The organism is Kitasatospora sp. NPDC006697, assembly GCF_042869935.1.
In the GTDB taxonomy this organism is placed as follows: domain Bacteria; phylum Actinomycetota; class Actinomycetes; order Streptomycetales; family Streptomycetaceae; genus Kitasatospora.
Window position 1 is genome coordinate 41,983 of the sequence record NZ_JBIAGU010000019.1, and the last position, 19,859, is coordinate 61,841.

9 protein-coding genes and 1 pseudogene are annotated in these 19,859 nt (G+C 65.2%); 8 read left to right on the forward strand and 2 right to left on the reverse strand.

Annotation, left to right across the window (positions count from 1 at the left end):
• Nucleotides 1-336, reverse strand: a complete 336-nt coding sequence (locus tag ACFYNO_RS24880) for a hypothetical protein (protein WP_388016477.1) — start codon at nucleotides 334-336, stop codon at nucleotides 1-3.
• Between the two features lie 706 nt (nucleotides 337-1,042).
• On the opposite strand from ACFYNO_RS24880, the gene ACFYNO_RS24885 reads away from it, so the two are divergent.
• The 8 genes and pseudogenes from ACFYNO_RS24885 to ACFYNO_RS24920 form a co-directional block, all read left to right on the forward strand.
• Nucleotides 1,043-6,472 (forward strand): DEAD/DEAH box helicase, encoded by a 5,430-nt coding sequence (locus ACFYNO_RS24885; protein WP_388016480.1) that lies wholly within the window; start codon nucleotides 1,043-1,045, stop codon nucleotides 6,470-6,472.
• Entirely contained in the window at nucleotides 6,469-9,537 is a 3,069-nt protein-coding gene (locus tag ACFYNO_RS24890; RefSeq protein WP_388016483.1) for a helicase-related protein, read from the forward strand. Before ACFYNO_RS24885 ends, ACFYNO_RS24890 begins: the two co-directional genes overlap by 4 nt.
• Nucleotides 9,534-14,066: an Eco57I restriction-modification methylase domain-containing protein gene (locus tag ACFYNO_RS24895; protein ID WP_388016486.1), complete on the forward strand. Its 4,533-nt coding sequence runs from the start codon at nucleotides 9,534-9,536 to the stop codon at nucleotides 14,064-14,066. Before ACFYNO_RS24890 ends, ACFYNO_RS24895 begins: the two co-directional genes overlap by 4 nt.
• A 55-nt stretch (nucleotides 14,067-14,121) precedes the next feature.
• Nucleotides 14,122-16,380 carry an McrB family protein gene (locus tag ACFYNO_RS24900; protein WP_388016488.1) on the forward strand — a complete coding sequence of 753 codons (2,259 nt, stop codon included), beginning with the start codon at nucleotides 14,122-14,124 and terminating at the stop codon, nucleotides 16,378-16,380.
• On the forward strand, nucleotides 16,377-17,624 hold the full coding sequence (locus tag ACFYNO_RS24905) for an McrC family protein (RefSeq protein ID WP_388016491.1): 1,248 nt from the start codon (nucleotides 16,377-16,379) through the stop codon (nucleotides 17,622-17,624). Before ACFYNO_RS24900 ends, ACFYNO_RS24905 begins: the two co-directional genes overlap by 4 nt.
• 574 nt (nucleotides 17,625-18,198) lie before the next feature.
• Nucleotides 18,199-18,489 carry a transposase gene (locus ACFYNO_RS24910; protein ID WP_388016494.1) on the forward strand — a complete coding sequence of 97 codons (291 nt, stop codon included), beginning with the start codon at nucleotides 18,199-18,201 and terminating at the stop codon, nucleotides 18,487-18,489.
• Between the two features lie 5 nt (nucleotides 18,490-18,494).
• On the forward strand, nucleotides 18,495-18,632 hold the full coding sequence (locus ACFYNO_RS24915) for a hypothetical protein (RefSeq protein WP_388016497.1): 138 nt from the start codon (nucleotides 18,495-18,497) through the stop codon (nucleotides 18,630-18,632).
• 18 nt (nucleotides 18,633-18,650) lie between these two features.
• Nucleotides 18,651-19,397: pseudogene (locus tag ACFYNO_RS24920) on the forward strand (IS3 family transposase); the annotation flags it as partial.
• 30 nt (nucleotides 19,398-19,427) lie between these two features.
• Here the strand turns inward: ACFYNO_RS24920 and ACFYNO_RS24925 are convergent.
• Entirely contained in the window at nucleotides 19,428-19,814 is a 387-nt protein-coding gene (locus ACFYNO_RS24925; RefSeq protein ID WP_388016500.1) for a hypothetical protein, read from the reverse strand.
• Nucleotides 19,815-19,859 lie beyond the last annotated feature (45 nt).

Consider the following 19,859-nt stretch of genomic DNA (forward strand, 5'->3'; position numbering starts at 1 on the left):
TCACCAGCGGTGCAGGAAGCTCCGGACGTCGTCAAAGCCGTCGAGTGCCCGCCCGTCCACGTCCGCCGGGTCCGCTTCAGCCCGCGCCGCCAGCGACTCCGCCAGTGCCATGGCCTCATCGCTGAGACGACCGAAGCGCCGAGCGGTATGTCCAAGGCACAAGCCGGCCAGCCCGAGAAGGGGGCTGCCCGGCGCAGCCCGCGTCCCGACCTCCACGCACCAGTGCTCGACGAACCTCTGCTCGTCGTCATTCAACGCGGTCCCAACCAGCACCCTCGCTGCCTCGGGCTCATGCACCCGGTCCCGGAGCGCCCGCTCCAACGTTTCGACGACCACGTCGTGAGGCAGGGCAGGAGGATTCTCGAAACGACGATGTGAATGCATGCCGCGAGACTACGTAATGCGCAACGGCACCCATCCGTTCGCCCCAGCCCTGCGGGACGGGGCAAACGTTGTCTGATGCGGCACTAGGTGATCAGCGATGGGTCGCCGGCGACCCGCGCTTGCTGTCTTCATGCTCGCCTCGCTGGTTAGCTTGGGCGGATCCTGCCCGCCTGGTCGACGGACCGATGACCCACTTCTAGGCGCGGGACCGACCGCCGACACCGCCGGCGCGATCCAACGCCGCAGGTGGCAGGGGGCACATCTGGAAGGTGCGCCGTAAGGCGCTGATGGATCGAGCGGAGGTAGAAGACGTTCGCCGCTGGCCTGTCGCAGAGGGCATGAAGAGCACCACCCAGGCGGACGCGGGTATGAGGTGCGGATGGCCAACCGCAGCTGTGAAACCCTTCCCCGCCTGTGCTGGCATCGCCCGAGGCCCGTCGCAATGACGACTGCCCTGATCTGTTCGTCCAGGTAGCTCTGGACGCAACCGGCAACAACGACGGGCTGCGCCTCCTCGTCACCGGCGGGACCGGCTCGTCTGGAAGAAGTGGGCCCTGCTAGTCGTATGTGCCGCATAGACTTCATCGGGGCAGAGCAGGCGACCCGCGCCGCTGGCCTCAGCTTCAACTGTCTGGTTTCAAGGGGTAGCTCACTCGGCATGGACGTCTTCGAGGTACACCAGCGGCTGATCGACGACTACGACTCGTTCACCAGCGCTCTGGTTCATGTCCGAGACCCCCGGATCCGCTACCACCTTGACGCCGAGCGCGGTGCGAAAACACGCTGGCCCGAACCGTGGCTTTCGCTGAACCCGAACTTTCGCAAGGCTGGTACGGTCGCCAGGCTGATCGAGGATGGACTCCTCCAGCCCGAGTGTGGGGACTATTTCCGGGCAAAAGATGGCCCGGACGATCCGGGTGATCGTACGCTCACCTTGTACCAGCACCAGAAGGACGCCATCGAGGCCGCAGCTACCGGCGACTCGTACGTACTCACGACGGGCACCGGCTCAGGCAAGAGTCTTGCATACATCGTGCCAGTCGTCGATGCTGTACTTCGTAATCCCAATCCGGGCGGCATTTCTGCCATCGTCGTCTACCCGATGAACGCGCTCGCGAATAGCCAAAAGCATGAGCTGGAAAAGTACCTCGAGTGGGGCGTCCCGGCTGGGCAGCGCAAGGTTACCTTCGCTCGATACACGGGGCAGGAGGGAAAGGGTGACAAGGAATCGGTCCTGCGTGCCAAACCGGATATCCTGCTGACCAACTACGTCATGCTGGAGTACCTCCTGACCAGGCCGGACGAGCGGCGTGAGCTGATCGGCGCAGCCCGCGGCCTGAAGTTCCTGGTTCTGGACGAGCTTCATACTTACCGCGGTCGGCAGGGAGCCGACGTTGCCCTGCTGGTGAGACGTCTTCGGGATGCCTGTGAGGCCCCCGACCTGCAGTGCATCGGCACGTCAGCGACCATGGCAACGGCTGAGACGTTCGAGGAGGCCCAGGAAGCCGTAGCCAAGGTGGCGACGGACCTCTTCGGGACCATCGTGCACCCGAATCGCGTGATCGGGGAGACATTGGAGCGGGCTACTGCTCCGAAGCGCAGTTCTGCGGACAGTACGTCGGAGGAGCTGACGGCGGCGGTGGTCAGAGCAGCGGCCGGCGAGCTGTCGGCTGACTATCTCACCCTTGCCGAGGACCCGTTGGCCCGCTGGATCGAAGACGCCTTCGGCCTTACCCTTTCCAAGGATCAGAAGGCTCTGATCCGGCGGTTGCCAGTTACCGTATCCGCGGCTGCCGTGCAGCTCCAGGAAGCTACTGGGGTGGACGCCGATCGTTGTACGGCAGCGATTCGAGCCATGCTCCAGGGTGGGGCCGCGGCCACCCACCCAAACACGGACCGACCACTCTTTGCTTTCCGGTTGCACCAGTTTCTCTCCAAAGGCGACACGGTCTACGCCAGCCTGGAACCGGCCGCCACTCGTTATCTCACCAGCCAATACCAGGTCTCTGTCCCCGGTGATCGCGAGCGCCCGCTGATCCCGCTCGCATTCTGCCGGGAATGTGGCCACGACTACCTCGTCGTCTCTCGCGACACCCACCGGGCGGAGGGGCGCATCGTCGCCCGGCAGGATCCGGAAGGCCCCAGCCAGCAGGACGACGGCTACCTCTACGTCAGCGAGACGGCGCCCTGGCCAGCCGAATGGGATGGCACTGCGGACGCGCCAGGCGTGGTCGACCGTCTCCCCTCCACTTGGGTGGAGACCGATGACAACGGCAACCGGAAACTTGTACCGGCCCGCCAGGGGGATCTTCCCCGTGAAGTGTGGCTGGCCCCGGAGGGTAAGCCCACCACGGCTGGCGAGGGCTTGCGCGCCTGGTATGTCAGCGCACCGTTCCGCTTCTGCCTGCGCTGCGGCGTCTCCTATGAGCAGCTCAAGTCCAGCGATTTCGCCAAGCTGGCGACATTCTCAGCGGAGGGCCGCAGCTCTGCGGTGTCCTTGATCAGCGCGAGCGTAATTCGGTCCTTGCGCTCGCAGCCACTGCTCAAGGAGGAGGCGCGAAAGCTCCTGGCCTTTGTCGACAACCGACAGGACGCCAGCCTCCAGGCTGGACACTTCAACGACTTCGCCCAGGTTACCCAGGTGCGCGGCGCGCTCTACCGAGCCCTTGCCGCCGACCGTGACGCGGGCGGCCAGGGGTTGCGCCACACCGCACTTCCAAAGGCGGTGTCGGACGCCCTTGACCTCCCGATGCCCCTCTTCGCCCAGCACCCCGAGGTGAAGTACAATCAGCGCGAGGAAGTGCTCTCGGCGCTGCGCTCCGTCCTTGCCTACCGGATCTACGCGGACCTAGAGCGTGGCTGGCGGCTGACCATGCCCAATCTCTCGCAGACTGGGTTGCTGCATTTCGATTACATGAGCCTTTCGGAGATCGCCCGGGACGAGGAATGCTGGGAGGGCGCACATCCGCTGCTAGCCGGGGATTCCTATGATCATCGGGAGCAGATCGCCCGAGTCCTCCTCGACGAGATGCGCCGCTCCCTTGCGGTGAACGAATTTTTGCTCACTCAGGAGGGCTTCGACCAGTTGCTCAGCCAGTCCCAGCAGTTGCTCATTGGTACATGGTCGCTCGCGCCGAACGAGCCTCGTGTCTCCTCGCGCATCGCGCTGCCCAAGCGTGGCACGAAGACTGTCGAGTCCAAGGGGCGAGGTCGGAGCCGGCGTGGGCTGCACGAGAAGGACGCGGTCTACTTCAGCGGGCTTGGCGCGTACGGCCGCTACCTGCGCCGTCCCGGATCCTTCGGTGCCTTCGCCAAGCACATGGGCAAGCGCATCTCGGTCGCTGACGCCGAGGCTGTGATCCGCAGTCTGATGGCTGTGCTGGAACGCTTCGGACTGCTGTGCGTCGTCCACGAGGAACCAGATGGCACGCGGGGCTACCAGCTCAAGTCCTCCGCACTGATCTGGCTGCCTGGCGAGGGCAAGACCGCTGAGCCCGACCCGCTGCGCAAGGTGACAGACGACGGGGCCGGCGGGCATGTAAATCACTTCTTCAGGGACCTCTACCAGTACACCGCCGAGGACCTCGGCGGCCTGGTCGCGCGCGAGCACACCGCACAGGTCACCTCCGAAGACCGGATGGCCCGCGAGAACGCTTTCCGCAAGGGTGAACTCAAGCTCCTGTACTGCTCGCCCACCATGGAGCTTGGCGTCGACATCGCGAGCCTTAACGCGGTCGCGATGCGCAATGTCCCGCCGACCCCGGCCAACTACGCGCAGCGCTCCGGGCGCGCCGGCCGATCGGGCCAGCCCGCGCTCGTCACTACCTACTGCTCCACCGGGAACGCTCACGATCAGTACTACTTTCGGCGTTCCGCGCTCATGGTGGCAGGCCGAGTTCAACCACCGCGCCTCGACTTGTGTAACGAGGACCTGCTGCGCTCCCACGTCCAGGCGCTGTGGCTGGCTGAGACCGGCGTTCACCTTAAGGAACGGATGAGCCAGGTCGTCAATGCCGACGCCCTGCCCTACGAGCCGGGCGGCGAGCTGCCGCTTCCGCTCGACCCGGACCTGTTGGGCCAACTGGAGAGCCCGGGAGCGGCCCGGCGTGCGATCAGCCGCGCCCGCGACGTGCTGGCACCGCTGGAAGCTGACTTCCTGCGCACGGGTTGGTGGTACGAAGGCTGGATCGAAGACACCGTACGAGCGGCTCGTGAATCCTTCGACGCCGCCTGCGAGCGATGGCGCAGGCTCTACCGCGCAGCGAATGCCGAACGCGACGAGCAGCACCGCCACGCCGGTGACCTGTCGACCACTCCGGCTGCCCGCCGCCGCGCCCAGATGCGCCGGGCAGAAGCCGAGCAGCAGCTGCGGCTGCTGCGTAACGAGGACGACGAGCAGTCCTTCAGCGACTTCTATACCTACCGGTACTTCGCCTCCGAGGGGTTCCTGCCGGGCTACTCCTTTCCACGGCTGCCGCTTGCGGCCTATCTGCCGGGGGAGCGCCAGCGCGGCTCGTACATTCAGCGCCCCCGCTTCATTGCGATCAGCGAGTTCGGCCCGGGAGCCCTGATTTACCACGAGGGCGCCCGGTACAAGGTCAACCAGGTGCAGATCCCGGTTGGGGAGAAGACCGGCGAGATCGCCACCACCGACGCGAAGATCTGCGGATCCTGTGGCTACTGGCACGACCGGCACCTCGGCGCGGACAAGTGCCAGCATTGCCATGCGCCCCTTGTCGAGCTGCTGAGCCGGCTTATGCAGCTGAGCACGGTGAAGGCCCAGCCCGTACGGCGGATCTCCTCTGACGAGGAGGAGCGCCTGCGGGCCGGCTACCAACTGCGAACATCCTTCCGCTTCAACGAGACCGGGGTCGGTCCTGGTAGCACAGAGGTCTTCTTCGTCCCGGCTCACAGCGCGCAGGAGGGCGTCGCGGCGGCCATTGCCCGGCTCTCCTACGGGGATGCAGCCACTGTCCGCGTCGTCAACCTCGGTCGCCGCCGCCGACAGCACCAGGCTGACATCGGGTTCTGGCTCGACCCGGTGCGCGGAGTGTGGCTGGGTGACGGCCAGGCCGCCAAACGTGACCAGGAGTTGGCAGCCGAGGACGAGGGCCTCGGTTCGTTCGCCGATGCTCAGCGCACCACCAAGGTCGTGCCCTACGTCCAGGACCAGAAGAACATCTCTGTGTTTCGTCTGGAGCGCACCCTTTCCGGAGACGAGGAGCAGCGTCGGACCACGGCAGTGTCCTTGCGCTATGCCCTGGAACGCGGCATTGAGGCATATTTCCAGCTGGAGGACTCGGAGCTGTCCAGCGAGGGGTTGCCAGATCGCGAGGACCGCGCCCGAATGCTGTTCGTCGAGGGTGCAGAAGGCGGCGCGGGCGTTCTGCGGCGATTGAGGGATGAGCCCGGAGCCCTGGCGGACGTGGCGCGCACGGCGCTGGACATCATCCACATAGACCCGGCCACGGGTGCGGACCTGGGCCAGGCCCCTGGTGCGCGGGAGCGTTGCGAGCGAGGCTGCTATGACTGTCTGCTCTCGTACGCCAACCAAGGCTTCCACACGCAGATCGACAGGCACAGCGCCGTTCCCCTGCTGATGGCGTTGGCACACTGTTCGGCTGTGGGAGCTGACGGCTCCAGCCCGGTAGCCGGTAGCACTGTCAAAGCCGTCCAGGAAAGCCTTCAGCAGGCTGCCGAGACCCTGGTGGGCGAGGTGGAGCACCAGGCCGGCCAGGACCTTGTGCGCTGGCTGCGCGAAAGGGGCCACCGGCTCCCGGACATGGCTGGAGCCGAGGTGGCAAGGGCCAGGGCCCTTCCTGACTTCATCTACCGCTTGCCGGGTGCGGATGTGGCTATCTTCGTGGACGACATCGGTCACGACACCGGTACCGGTGATCGGCGGACGATGTCGTCAGGCAGGGATCTTGCGGCTGAGGACCGGCTCGCCAATGACGGCTGGCTGGTCATCAGATTCCCGTCCCGCAGTCTGACCGGTGGCAACGAGGACGAGACGATGAACGACAAGTGGGAGCAGACCGTGCGTGAGTACCCCAGCGTCTTCGGCACCGGCAGGGCCGCACGGTGAGCCAGACTGACTCGAACCCCGTCTCCCGGAAGTACGCGCCCGGTGACCTGGTCAATGCACGTGGTCGCGACTGGGTAGTCCTCCCCAACTCGGCCGGGAATCTAGTGGTCGCCCGACCCCTCGACGGCGACCTCGAACTTGTCACGGCGCTGTTCGAGCACGAGATCAAGGAGCCTGGCTTCAAACCCCCGGCTGTCGGCAGCGATGAAATCGGGGACTTCGCTGCCGCCGGATTGCTGCGCACCGCGCTGCGGGTGTCCGCCACCGCGGGTCCCGGCCCCTTCCGCAGTCTTGCGGGCCTGGCCGTGCAGCCTCGGCAGTACCAGCTCGTGCCGCTGATGATGGCACTGAAGATGCCCGTTGTACGACTCCTCATCGGCGACGACGTAGGCGTCGGCAAGACCGTCGAAGCCGCTCTGATTGCCAAGGAGCTGCTGGAGGAAGGCGCTGTACGCGGCCTGACCGTGCTTTGTTCCCCTGCTCTCGCCGACCAATGGCAGCGAGAGCTGCGCGACAAGTTCGGCCTGGAAGCAGAACTCGTCCTGCCGTCGACCGCCGCCAAACTGCAGCGTGGGCTCAACCCCGATGAGAGTATCTTCGATCGCCACCGCATCACGGTGGTCTCCACCGACTTCATCAAGCAGCCCGAGCTCCGCCTACGATTTCAGGAGGCATGCCCGGATCTGCTCATCGTCGACGAGGTTCACTCCTGTGTCGGAGTCGGGGCAGGACGACAGCAGCGCTACGAACTGCTCCAGGGGCTGGCTGCAGACCCGACCCGTCACCTGATCCTGGTCAGCGCCACCCCGCACAGCGGCAATACCGACGCCTTCGACAAGCTGACCGCGCTGCTCGACCCCAAGCTGGGCCCTCCCAGCGACAACGGCCTCGCACGTGGCGGAGACGCGTACAGCAACCTGCTGGCGCGGCACTTCATCCAGCGCCGCCGCAATGACATCCTGCGCTTCCACGGCCAGGACACCCCTTTCCCTGCTGATCGGAAGCTGCGTCAGGCGCCCTACTCGCTCGACGATTCCTACAAGTCGCTTATCACCGACATCCTCGCCTACGCCCGTGAAGAGGTCCGGGGAACGGACGGCACACTCGGCCAGCGGATGAGCTGGTGGGCATTGCTTACCCTGTTGCGTTGCGTGCTCTCCTCACCCGCCGCGGCCGTTGCCACGTTGAACACCCGAGCCGGCGTCGCCAGCGCGAGTACTCCGGAGCAAGCCGACGAATTTCGCTTTGCGATCATGGAGCTCACCAACGACGAAAATGTAGAAGGCATCGACGGTATCCTCGGCACCCTTCTCGACAAGGATTTCCCGGCCGACGGCGCGGCCCCTGGGGTCGCGAAGAAGCTGGCGAACCCGCGGCTTGCGGGCTTCGCCAAGCGCGCCGGCCAACTGGAAACCGCAGGGGCCGAGAGCGATGCGAAACTGCGCACGCTCATCGACGAAGTCGACGCCCTGCTCCTCGACGGCTATGACCCCATCGTCTTCTGCCAGTTCATCCCCACAGCCAAGTACGTCGCCGAGCACTTGGCAAAGACGTTGGGCCGCAACGTCCACGTCGAACACGTCACGGGCGAGCTCCCCGCAGAGGAGCGCCGCGCCCGCATCGACAAGCTAGGAGAGCTTCCCGGACGCCATGTCCTGGTTGCCACTGACTGCCTCTCCGAAGGCGTCAACCTGCAGGAGCACTTCGGCGCAGTCGTCCACTACGACCTCTCCTGGAACCCCACCCGCCATGAGCAGCGCGAAGGCCGCGTCGACCGCTTCGGACAGCGCCGGGAGCTGGTCCGTGCGGTCACACTCTTCGACAAGGGCACCGGCATCGACGGCGTCGTCCTGGAAGTCCTCATCCGCAAGTACCGTGACATTGCCCGACGTACTGGCGTACACGTAGCCATCCCGGACGGCGGCGAGAGCGTCCTCAAGGCCTTGACCCAGAGTCTCCTGTTGCGCGGCCGCGGTGGGCCGGAGCAACTAGCCCTTGATCTAGGCCAGGACCACGAGCTCGGAGCTGCTCGCGACCGTACTCACAAGGAGTGGGAGAGCGCTGCCGCTCGTCAGTCCAAGACATTCACCAAGCACGCCCAGGCTGGACTGCGGCCCGAAGAGGTCACTGCCGAACTCGATGCGCTCAAGCAAGATCTAGGCGAGCTTTCTGACATCGCTGACTTCACCCGCGAAGCCCTCGGCGCACTCGGCTCGCCCGTGCGCGCGGACTCAGCCAGCCTTGGCTTCACCGCTGCGGCCGAACCCCTGCCCCCAGGCCTGCGACACGCCTTCGGGGTCTACGACGAAGCCGACCAAGCCCTGGCTGCCGCCATCGGCGCCACCAGTGCCAAGGGCGCGATCACGGCGCGTGGTGCACGTAAGAAGGCCGTAGGCCACACTCTGATCTTCCGCGCGGACCTGCCCGTCGCCCCAGGTGAGCAGGCACTCGTCCGCACCGACCCCGCCGTTCGGGCCATTGCCCGTTATATCCTCGACGCTGCCCTCGATCCCACCATCAGCGACCGCGACCGCCCCGGTCGGCGACTTGGTGTGATTCGCACCACCGCAGTCGAAACCCGGACCGTCCTGCTGCTCACCCGCTTCCGCTTTCGCCTGACCTTGCCCGACCGATCCGCGCCGGCCCGCGGACAAGCAACCGGCACCAGCCGACCTGACGTCGAACGCGTTGCTGAAGACGCTCGCCTTCTCGCCTGGCGTCCCAGCGAGACAGTAGACGGCAGCAATACCGCAGAGTGGCTGACGGACGAGCAAGCAGCCGCACTCCTCGCCAGTGTCCCGGACGGCAACGTCCTCCCTGAGCTCCGCCGTGCTGCAGCGAAGTGGGCTGTCACCCGTACGGCGGAGCTCAAGCCTGAGCTCGAACAGCAAGGCCGAGCCCTCGCCGAACAGCTAAGAGATGCCCACATGCGTGTACGTGAGGCATCGGGTGAGCGCGGCCGCGCCCGCGGCGCCGCCGCTGCTCGCCGTATTGACGCCCAGTCCGTGGGAACGCCCGACATCCTCGGGGTGTACGTCTACCTGCCCGCCGGAGGATCTCGGTGACCACATACGCGCACCTGACCCCCGCCGACCAGCAGCCGGCGATGTCCGCCTTCACCGCCGTACGCGTGGAGAACGGCCTCCTGCCAGTCGCACTCCTACAGCAGATTGCCAATCAAGACCCCGAGCTGCCAGGAGTCACCCCATCCGACTACTGGCTCGGCGCGCGAGGGAGCCTCGGGGAAGCGGCTAGCACCCAGTGGGCCACCCTTAAGGCCGCGTACGCCAACTTTCGCGCAGGCCTCTCCGAACACCCTGGCGGTGTCTCAACCGAAGGCACTACCCGTAGCGACTGGATGCTGCTTCTCTTCAAGGCACTCGACTACGGCAAGCTGTCCTACGTCGGCAAGTTGACGGCCGGCGCCCGACCGGACACTGTCTGGCCCGTCAGCCATCAGTACAGCAGCCACGTGCCGATCCATCTGGTTTCCTGGGACACCTCGCTTGACCGGACACTTGCCACCCGTGCCCCGCAGTCCATGCTGCAGGACTTCCTCAACACTTCGGACAAGCACCTATGGGGCCTTCTTTCCAACGGCCGGACGCTGCGACTGCTGCGCGACTCCACCGCACTGGTGGGCTCCGCATACATTGAATTTGACCTTGAAGCTATTTTTGACGGCAACCTTTACCCGGACTTTGTTTTGCTCTTCGCGCTGCTGCACGCGTCGCGATTCGAGCTGGTCGCCAAGCCGGAGAAGAAGCAGCGGAGGAATGCAAGCGGGCCTGATGGTGTAAATTCCGGTCAGGAAGCGCTTGTCGACGTCACGCCACCTGAAGATGAAGCTGATGCGGAGGAGGAGGGAGAGGGTGCTGCCGGCGAGGACATCGGGCTTGCCCTCACTGCGGCCGACTGTCGCCTGGAATGGTGGCGCAACTATGCCATCGAAACTGGTACCCGCTCTCGGAACCGCCTGCGCGACCAGGTCGAACGTGCACTCAGTGAACTTGGTACTGGATTCCTCCAGAACAATAAGCACCTGACGGATGCGCTGGCCACGGGCGGCCGGCCAGCCCTCGAGGAGTTCCACCACGAACTGCTCCGGCTTGCCTATCAGCTGATCTTCCTCTGCGTTGCCGAAGACCGCGAAGCCCTCCTGGATAGCCGGGACAATGCGGCGGTCCGGGACGCTCGCAAGCGTTACCTGGACTACTTCTCCACTGCCCGGCTGCGCCGTATCGCCTCCCGCAGAAAGGGTGACCGTAATACTGACCTTTGGGAAGGGCTGGCCCTGGTCCTGAACGCTCTTGGGGCTGAGGGCGGTTGTGAGGAGCTGGCGCTCCCCGAACTCGGTGGGCTGTACTTTCGCGAGGACCACGAAGCGCAAACCCTTGACGGCGCCGGAGGCGGCCGGGCCGCACGAGGCACCCTGCTCGGGAGCTTGGAACCTCTGCGCGGCAGTGAGCTCTCGAACGAGCATCTCCTCAACGCAGTGCGTCTGCTCTCCATCGTCGCCGACGACCAGGGGCGCGCCCAGCGTGTGGACTACCGTCACCTAGGCGCGGAGGAACTCGGCAGCATCTACGAGTCGTTGCTCGAGCTCATCCCGCGCTACGACTCGCAGACTGGGGCGTTCTGGCTGCAGAACCTCGCGGGAAACAAGCGTAAGGGCACCGGCTCCTACTACACCCCGTCCTCCGTGATTGAGAAGCTACTTGACAATGCCCTGGATCCGGTAATCGAGCGATTCGCGAAGAAGAGAGGAGCCCCCAAGGACCTCCTCAAGATCCGCTTCGTCGACCCGGCCTGTGGATCGGGGCATGTGCTGGTCGCCGCCGCCCGGCGAATCGCCCGCCGTTACGCGGTCATGGAAACTGGCCACGACGAGCCGACTCCGACCCGGGTGCGCGAGATCATGGCCGATGTCGTACGCGAGTGTGTCCATGGGGTAGACCTCAATCCACTGGCAGCCGAGCTGGCCAAGGTCTCCCTGTGGCTGGAGACATTGGTGCCGGGCCAGCCCCTTGCCTATCTCGACAACCGGATCAAGGTCGGCAATGCGCTTCTGGGCACGACCCCCAACCTGCTGGCGGCAGGACTGCCAGACGGCGCCTTCGAGCCGCTCCCGGGTGATGATCGAAAGATAGTGTCCTCACTCAAGGCCGCCAACAAGAAGGAGCGGCCCGCCTATCGGGGCGGCGCGGTGCAGGACGCACTGATGGAACCGCTGGTGCGAGTCGGGACCGTAGAACTCCGCGTCGCCGCTGACCAGCTTGCTAAGCTACCCAGCCGCACACTCGCGCAGGTTCGGGAACAGGCGCGCCAGCACCGTGCTTTCGCGGCATCCGCAGGCCTGACTTTTGCCCGCCGGGTGGCTGACGCCTGGTGTGCCGCATTCCTGTGGCGCAAGCATGAGGGCGCCCCGCCGGCCATCACCAGCGCTACCCTGCGGAGGGTCGCGACCGGCGGCATGTTGCCGGGAATCCCCGCGCCGACCGCTGCAGAACTGGCCAAACGGGGCCCTGAATCAGCGCTGGAGATCCTGGAGCGGGAGAAGGCCGGGGAGCAGGAGCTCGAAGCGATCGTCTCGCGTAACCAGTTCTTCCACTGGCATCTCGAGTTCCCCCGTATCTTCAGGGTGGAGGACGATGAATCCGGGGACCATAACGCGTTTGCCGGCTGGCAGGGCGGCTTCGACGTGGTGCTCGGAAACCCGCCGTGGGACCGCGTAAAGATCCAACAGAAGGAGTGGTTCGCCGCCCGGGACGAGGCAGTCGCCGATGCCCCTAACGCCTCAGCCAGGCAGAAGCTGATCGACTCGTTGGCACTGAGCGAAGACTCCGTGGAACGCGAGCTCCACGAAAGCTGGCGGATCGCTCAGCGCGAGGCAGCCGGTACGACTCGTATGCTTCGCGACTCCGGTCTGTTTCCGCTGGCTGGCCGCGGCGACGTCAATCTGTATGCCGTCTTTGCCGAGCAGGCGCAGACGCTGCTCGCGCCTGAAGGTATGTCAGGGATCGTGGTTCCTACGGGGATCGCGACCGACAAGACGACGGCACCGTTCTTCGCTGACCTGGTTGAGCGGCGACAGTTGGTGGCGGTATTGGACATGGAGAACGAGGAGAAGCTCTTTGCTGATGTGACGAACCGCTACCGATTTTGCCTGTTCGTCACTGGGCGTCCGGAGAAGGCAGTTCAGGAGGTGCGCCTTGCCTTCCAGGCACGGCGTCCGGACCAGTTGGACGACCGAGAGTTCACGCTCGATGCGGCTGGTTTCAAGGAGATCAATCCGAACACCGTGACGTCGCCGGTGTGCGAGGGGCCCGAGCACGTACGGGTACTGCGAAAGCTGCACGAAGGCGGGAGAGTGCTGTGGCGTAAAGTAGGCGGCGACAGCAATCCATGGAAACTCGCCTTCCAGGTTATGTTCCACATGTCAGGCGACTCCGGCCTGTTCCAGACTGCTGAGCAACTCGAAGCTGACGGTTGGACCCGCGATGGCACGATTTTCCAATTGGGCCAGGGACGTGCGGTCCCGCTGTACGAGGGTAAGCACGTTCACTTGTACGACTCCCGATTCTCAACCTATGAGGGCGCCACGCAAGCTCAGCTCAACAAGGGAACCTTGCCCCGCCTGGCCCTCGAGGATCATGCTGACCCGTCACACCTTCCGGTGCCGCGCTACTGGGTGACTGAGAGCGAGGTGGATGACCGGCTCGCGGCTGACCCGAAGAAGGGTAAGCCGGAATGGTCGCATGACTGGGTGATCGGATGGCGTGATGTGTGTCGCTACTCTGATGAGCGTACGGTCATCAGCTCGGTGATGCCGCGAACTGCGGTCGGGCACACGGCTCCAGTGTTTCTTCCACGCCGGTTGGACTTGCCTTTGGAAGCCCTACTGGCAAATCTCTCCTCGATTGCCCTCGACTTTGCGGCGAGGCAGAAGATCTCCGGCGCTCACCTCACCTACACCTACCTCGAGCAGCTGCCCATCCTTCCGCCGTCCACCTTCAGGTCTCCTGCCGCGTGGCTCGCGGGGGCAACTCCGGATGCCTGGATCCGCGCACGTGTCCTCGAGCTCACATACACCGCCTACGACCTGGCTCCCTTCGCTCGTTACCTCGGTGATACCGGCGGCCCCTTCGTATGGGATGAGCAGCGCCGCTTTCTCCTCCGTGCGGAACTCGACGCTGCTTTCTTCCACCTATACGGCATTCCAGCGGAGGACCTTCCGCTGATCCTGGACAGCTTCCGCGCCTTCCGTAATAGGACCCCTGAGCTGTTCGAGGCCACCAAGAGGCAGATCATCGAGCGCTACGACGCGATGGCTGATGCCTCAGCCTCCGGCGTCGCCTACGTGGACCCTGCGCTCACCCCGCTTCCCGGCCACGGTCCGCGCCATCCCGCTGGCTCCGTACCCCTCACCCGCCCACTACTGCCGGAGCCTGCCGCAGGTGCTCCTAGCCCGGAGGGCAAGTCTTCGTATCATCAAACGCCTGACCTAGGATCAGCATCCGAGCCCTCCGCCGAAGATGGCCTGTTCAGCCTCAGCGAGATTGGGCATGACGCACAGCTCGGTTTCTGGGGCTGAGCTCGCATGTCTCACCATCTCGACAACCTGTCCCCTTGCCCCCTGAAAGGCTCCGGTGCCGACCGTAACTGAGATCACTGGGCGTGCTCTGCGTATCGCCGCTGACATCCTCTCCGAGAAGCCGGAGGGGCTTGCTCGACGCGCCCTGTGGCCGCTCGTACTGGAGGCGGACCCGGAGTTGGAGCCCCAGTGGGCTGAAGCGGTGGAGGAGTACCCCACCTCGCTCCTGGAGGGGGTGAGCCGGGCGGCCACGAATCTGGTGAAAGCGGGTTGGCTGCGTCGTCCTCGTCAGTATGGCTGGCGGCTCACGGGGCTCGGCAGGGATGCCTTGGACGAGTTCAAGAGTCCGGCGGGGTTTTATGGTGAGGCGACGCGTGCCTACCGCTATTGGGAGGCCCGCCAGGAAGTCTTCAATGCCGCTGGCCAGTTCCTCAGCCTGCTGCCAGAAGAGAGTTGGGCGTCGCTCTCAGACCTCGCTGAGCTATTCGAGCTCAAGGAGGTCCGGCTGGCTGGCTGGCTGCAGACCGAGCGTCCTGACGGCTGGCACCGTGCCCTGAGCCGGGAGGGGGAGATTCCTGCGGGCGCGTACAGCATGCAGCAGGAAGACCGCGACGAGTGGCGCGAGCTCCTCCAACAGGATGGTCTCTTCAGCGAAGCAATCTCGAGTGCGGACCGCATCCGCGCAAAGCCTGAGGCGCGACTGGAGTTGTCTAAGCTCTCCAAGTTGAACGAGCTGGGCCGTCAACTTGATACAGAGGCCGCCCAGGAGAGCGGTCTGGCCCCCCGCCGCTCATGGCTGGTACGTGGTAGTGAGGAAGGCACCGGCGCAAGTCTGATCAGATCGATGTGGCGAACCAACAACATCTGCTCGTTGCGGACATTTGGGCTGCCCAGACTGTCACCAGGCTCTGCTCCCGCGAGAGTGCGCGCTGCGGTGAAGGCTAGCTTTCCCAGTGCCGATCAAAATCGTCAGGACAGCCTCACCCGGCAGTTCCATGCCTTCCTCTCGAGTATGGCCGAGGGGGACATCGTGCTCTGCAACGACGCATCCAAGGTCTATCTCGGTGTAGTCAAGGGTCCCGCCCGGTGGCCCAGCCATGAGGACGAGCACGCTGTCCCCTCATGGGTGCAGCGCCCCGTCGACTGGCAGAACCTCGACGAGCCGCTCAGGTACCGGGTTGACCTCCCGGAGACCCTGATCAACCGCCTGGATGATCCGAGCGTGGACCTGATCGATCTCACAGAGTTCACCAGGGATCTGGAACGGCTGCTCAGTGAGGAGCCTCGCCGGCCCGGGACCGCAGACGAGCAGGCTGCTCTCCCAGATGTCACCGGCGAGCTGGCGGCTGATCTCATGACAGACGGGGCGTGGCTTCAGGAGTGTGTGGAACTACTGCGCGACCGGCCGCAGATGATCTTTTACGGGCCGCCTGGCACGGGTAAGACCCACATCGCCCAAGGGCTTGCGGACCACCTGACCGGCGGGCGCCCGGAGAATACGCAGCTGGTTCAGTTCCACCCGGCCTACTCGTATGAGGACTTCTTCGAGGGGTACCGTCCTCGCCTAGTTCGCGGCAGCGCGGACCGCTCCTCCGCAAAGACCGAGGCCTCAGAGCCGTCGGCGGCGGGTCTGGCATTTGACCTGGTCCGAGGTCCCCTTCGCAGGCTTGCTGATGCCGCTCGCCAGCACCCAGCCCAGGTCTATGTACTGATCATTGATGAGATCAACCGGGGTAACCTCTCCAAGGTCTTCGGGGAGCTCTACTTCCTCTTGGAATACCGGAAGAAGGCTGTCCGCCTGCTCTATGGGTCCGAGGAAGGCAGCAGTTTCGACCTCCCGTCCAACCTCGTCATTCTCGGCACGATGAACACCTCTGACCGTTCCATCGCGCTGATGGACAGCGCCATGCGCCGCCGCTTCTTCTTCCAGGAGCTGCACCCTGATGCTCCTCCCACTAACACTCTGCTCGAGAAGTGGCTTGAGAGTAAGGATCTGCCGCAGGACAGTGCCCGGATTCTTCGTGAGCTGAACGGCGCTATCGCCGAATCCCCTTCCGCTGACCGGGACTTCCGCATCGGTCCCTCCTACCTTATGCGCGAGGCTGTCCACGAGAGTCCGAAGGGACTCGAACGCGTGTGGCGTACGCAGATTCTCCCGTTGCTCGCCGAGTACCACTGGGGCGATCGCACAGACATCTCCGCCACGTACGGCTTGGATGTGCTCCGGCAGCGGCTCGGACTCCCGACGATGCAAGTTGATCCAATCGGCCCGCTGGAGAGCGACGAAGACGCGAACGCTGGACAGATCGGGTGAGTAGCGCCGTTCGGTTCCGCACCCTGCCCGGCCTTCGAATTGAACTGACTGAAGGCGGCGGGTGGGTCCGGCGTACCCTCACGCCGACGCAAGCGGCGATTCTCAGCGAGTCCGAGCTCGTGCAGGTGAGGCCGACGCGTTGGTCGATGGAGTGGGACCTCAAGCCAAAGGACATGATCGGGGCCGTCCAGCTGGGTCGAGGCGAGGACACGGTTCAGCTTCGCCTGCGTCCCAAGGTCCTCGTCGACCGGCTTCTCTATCTCCTCCAATACGCGGCCAAGCGCGCTGATTGGCGACCCGAGCCGGTCGAGGCAGATGACCGCCCGGACCTTGTACCCGCCATCGCCTACGCTTTCGTCGCGGCGGCCGATCGCGCGCTCATCCCCGGTGTCCTGCTCGGCTATCAGGAGGTCCAAGACTCTCTGCCGGTCTTACGCGGCAGGCTGCTTGTCGGCGAGCAGCTCCGCCGACGCCCGGGCCAGCCGCTGCCGCTGGAAGTCAGTTATGACGAGCACACTGCCGACATTCCCGAGAACCAGATACTCCTCGGTGCGGCGCGGCAGCTTCTGCGACTCCCCGATCTGGCCCCAGCGATGCGGGCACGATTGTGTGCCATTGTGGCGCGCCTCGATGGCGTGACCCCAGTCGGCCCCGGCCGGGCGTTGCCGCGCTGGAATGCGGACCGCCTCAACGCCCGTTACCTGCCAGCCCTGGCCCTCGCGCAGCTCATCCTGCGCGGTGGCTCGTATGAACTCGAAGATGGCCGTAGCGTCCTCGTCGACGGGTTGCTGCTGCGAATGTGGCAGGTGTTTGAGGACTTCATCGGAGCCGCGGTAGGCGCTGAGCTCGACGAGCAGCACAGAAGTGCCTACAGTCACACCCCGGACAAGACCAGATATCTGGACCGTCGCAGTCGATACATACTTCTGCCCGACCTGGTCCATTACAGGCCGTCCGCCGCCGGCCTGGCGCGGCCGTACGCGCTGGTGGACGCCAAGTACAAGAGAACCCACAGCCGAGACGATCTATACCAGATACTCGCTTACTGCCTGCGCTTTGGACTCACCGAGGGCCACCTCGTCTACGCCGGTGGGCCCACCAATACCGTGGAGATCCCTCTCGCTGACGGCCACATCACGATCCATCGCCACCCGATTGACCTGGCCGCGCCGCAGGGAGAGCTCCAGGGCAGCATCCAACTGCTTGCCGCTCGGATTCAGATGGCTAGTCAGGGAGGCGACTGAAGTCGGACGGCGGGCAGGGGACCGCGGTCTTGAGGAGGTGAAGGTTCACCGAGAGTACGGTCTCCCGGTCCTTTGCGCTGGTTCCAGCTGTGCGTGCCGGCTCTTCGGGAGAATCCCGCGGGACAGCACACATCATCAAGCATCGACGACCGAGACTGGCGCGGTGGCGGGGAAAGCCCAGCCCCACCACCACGCCAGTATTTGTCACGCGTCGATGCGGGCGATCCTCCGGCCTGCCTTGAGGTAGAACGTCGCTTCCCCAGTGATGTCCGCCTCGCTGACGAGGGCGGACAGCAGCTGCTAGGTGGTGTCCTGGTCGAGCTGGGTGGTGTGCTGCTCGCCGTCCGCCGTCCGCCGTCCGCCGTCCGCCGTCCGCCGTCCGCCGTCCGCCGTCCGCCGTTTCGGCGATGAGATGCAGGCCGTTCTGGGCGGCGACGCGGGGGCGGCTGAGTTGCTGGTGGCGAAGCCCAGGATCTGGGTGAGCAGGGTGAAGTTCCCCCGCTGAGCTGGACAGCCTGATACTGGGACGGATGGTCCCGGAGGAAGCAGTCCAGTAGTGAGTGGCAAGAGCAACATGAGCAAGCGGTACACGGCCGAGTTCAAGCGGGATGCGATCGCTCTCGTTCGGTCCTCGCCGCACCGCAACGTCACCGAGATCGCCAGGGAACTGGGCGTGAGCCCCGAGGGGCTGCGGGGCTGGGTCAAGCAGGACCGGACCGACCGGGGCGAGGGGCCGGCGGGCGCGCTGACCAGCGATGAGCGCGAGGAACTGCGTCGCGTCCGTCGCGAGCTGGCCGAGGTCAAGAAGGCGAACGAGATCCTGGTAAAAGCCGCGGCCTTCTTCGCGAGGGAGATCGTGAAGTAGGCGCCGTGTGCCTCTTCATCGATGCGGAGAAGGCCGCCGAGGACAACCCCGACGGCTACAGCGTCGCGCTGCTGTGCCGCGTCCTGGGCGTCAACCGCTCCACCTACTACGCGTGGCTCGCCGCGCGGCCGGCGGTCGCCTAGCGGCAGTCCGCCGAGGACGAGCTGGCCGATCGGATCCGTGAGATCCACGCCGCTTCCCGGGGCGCCTACGGCGCCCCGCGTGTGCACGCCGAGCTGCGGCGCAAGGGCCACGGCATCAACCGGAAGAGGGTCGAGCGGATCATGCGCGAGCGTGACATCCGCGGGATCACCCGCCGCAGGCGCCGTCACCTGACGAAGCAGGACACCAAGGCCGCCCCGGCCCCGGACCTGGTCGGCCGCGACTTCACCGCCGAGCGGCCGGGCACGAAGCTGGTCGGGGACATCACCTATCTGCCCACCTTTGAGGGCTGGTGGTACCTGGCCACCGTCATCGACCTGGCGACCCGCGAGGTCGTCGGCTACGCGATGGCCGACCATCACCGCGCCGAGCTGGTCACCGACGCTCTGAGGATGGCCGCCGGTCGCGGCGGCCTGAAGCCTGGCTGCATCATGCACACCGACCGCGGAATCGAGTACACGAGTAGTGAATTCCGCACGGAGATAAGGAAGTTGAACCTGAGGCAGAGTATGGGCGGAACCGGCATATGCTACGATAACGCCGCAGCGGAGAGCTTCTTCGGACTGCTCAAAGCGGAGATCGGAACCACAGTCTGGGAGAGCCGCGCGGCCGCCCGCACCGACGTCTTCCGCTTCATCGAAGTCGAATACAACCGCACCAGGCTCCGCAAGCACCCCGAGTTCGGGTATCTCACCCCACTCGAAACCCGAGCCAGGCTGCAGCACGACTTCACCCCCGCAGCGTAAGCACCCGCTGTCCAAGATCAGGGGGGAACTTCAGGGCGTCTCGGCGTGCTCCTTGAGGGAGATGACCGGGAGGTTCTGCGTTTCGCAGAAGGTCCGCTTGGAGAAGAAGGCGGTGAACTCGGCGCGGGCGGCCTCGGCAGCCTTCAGCCCATGCAGGGCCGCGGTGACCTCGCCCGCCAGGATCCGCTTGACGGCCATGGGGTGCGCGGTGCCGTCCGTCAACCGGCCCGTGACGACGGCGATCTCCTCGTTGGTCCACTCGGTGAGCTGCTTGAGGTAGGGCTCGATCAGGTGATCGGGGATGGAGATGACGCGGCCGAAGGTCTCGTCCGGGGAGGAAGAGGGTCCGAAGTAGTTGACCTTGGACTTGCTTATCTTCGCGCCCGTGCCGTCGGGGTCCTCTCTGGGGTTGGTCAAGGAAATCGGGCTGCATCGCGGGTGGGGGCCGGGCAGCATGGCGGG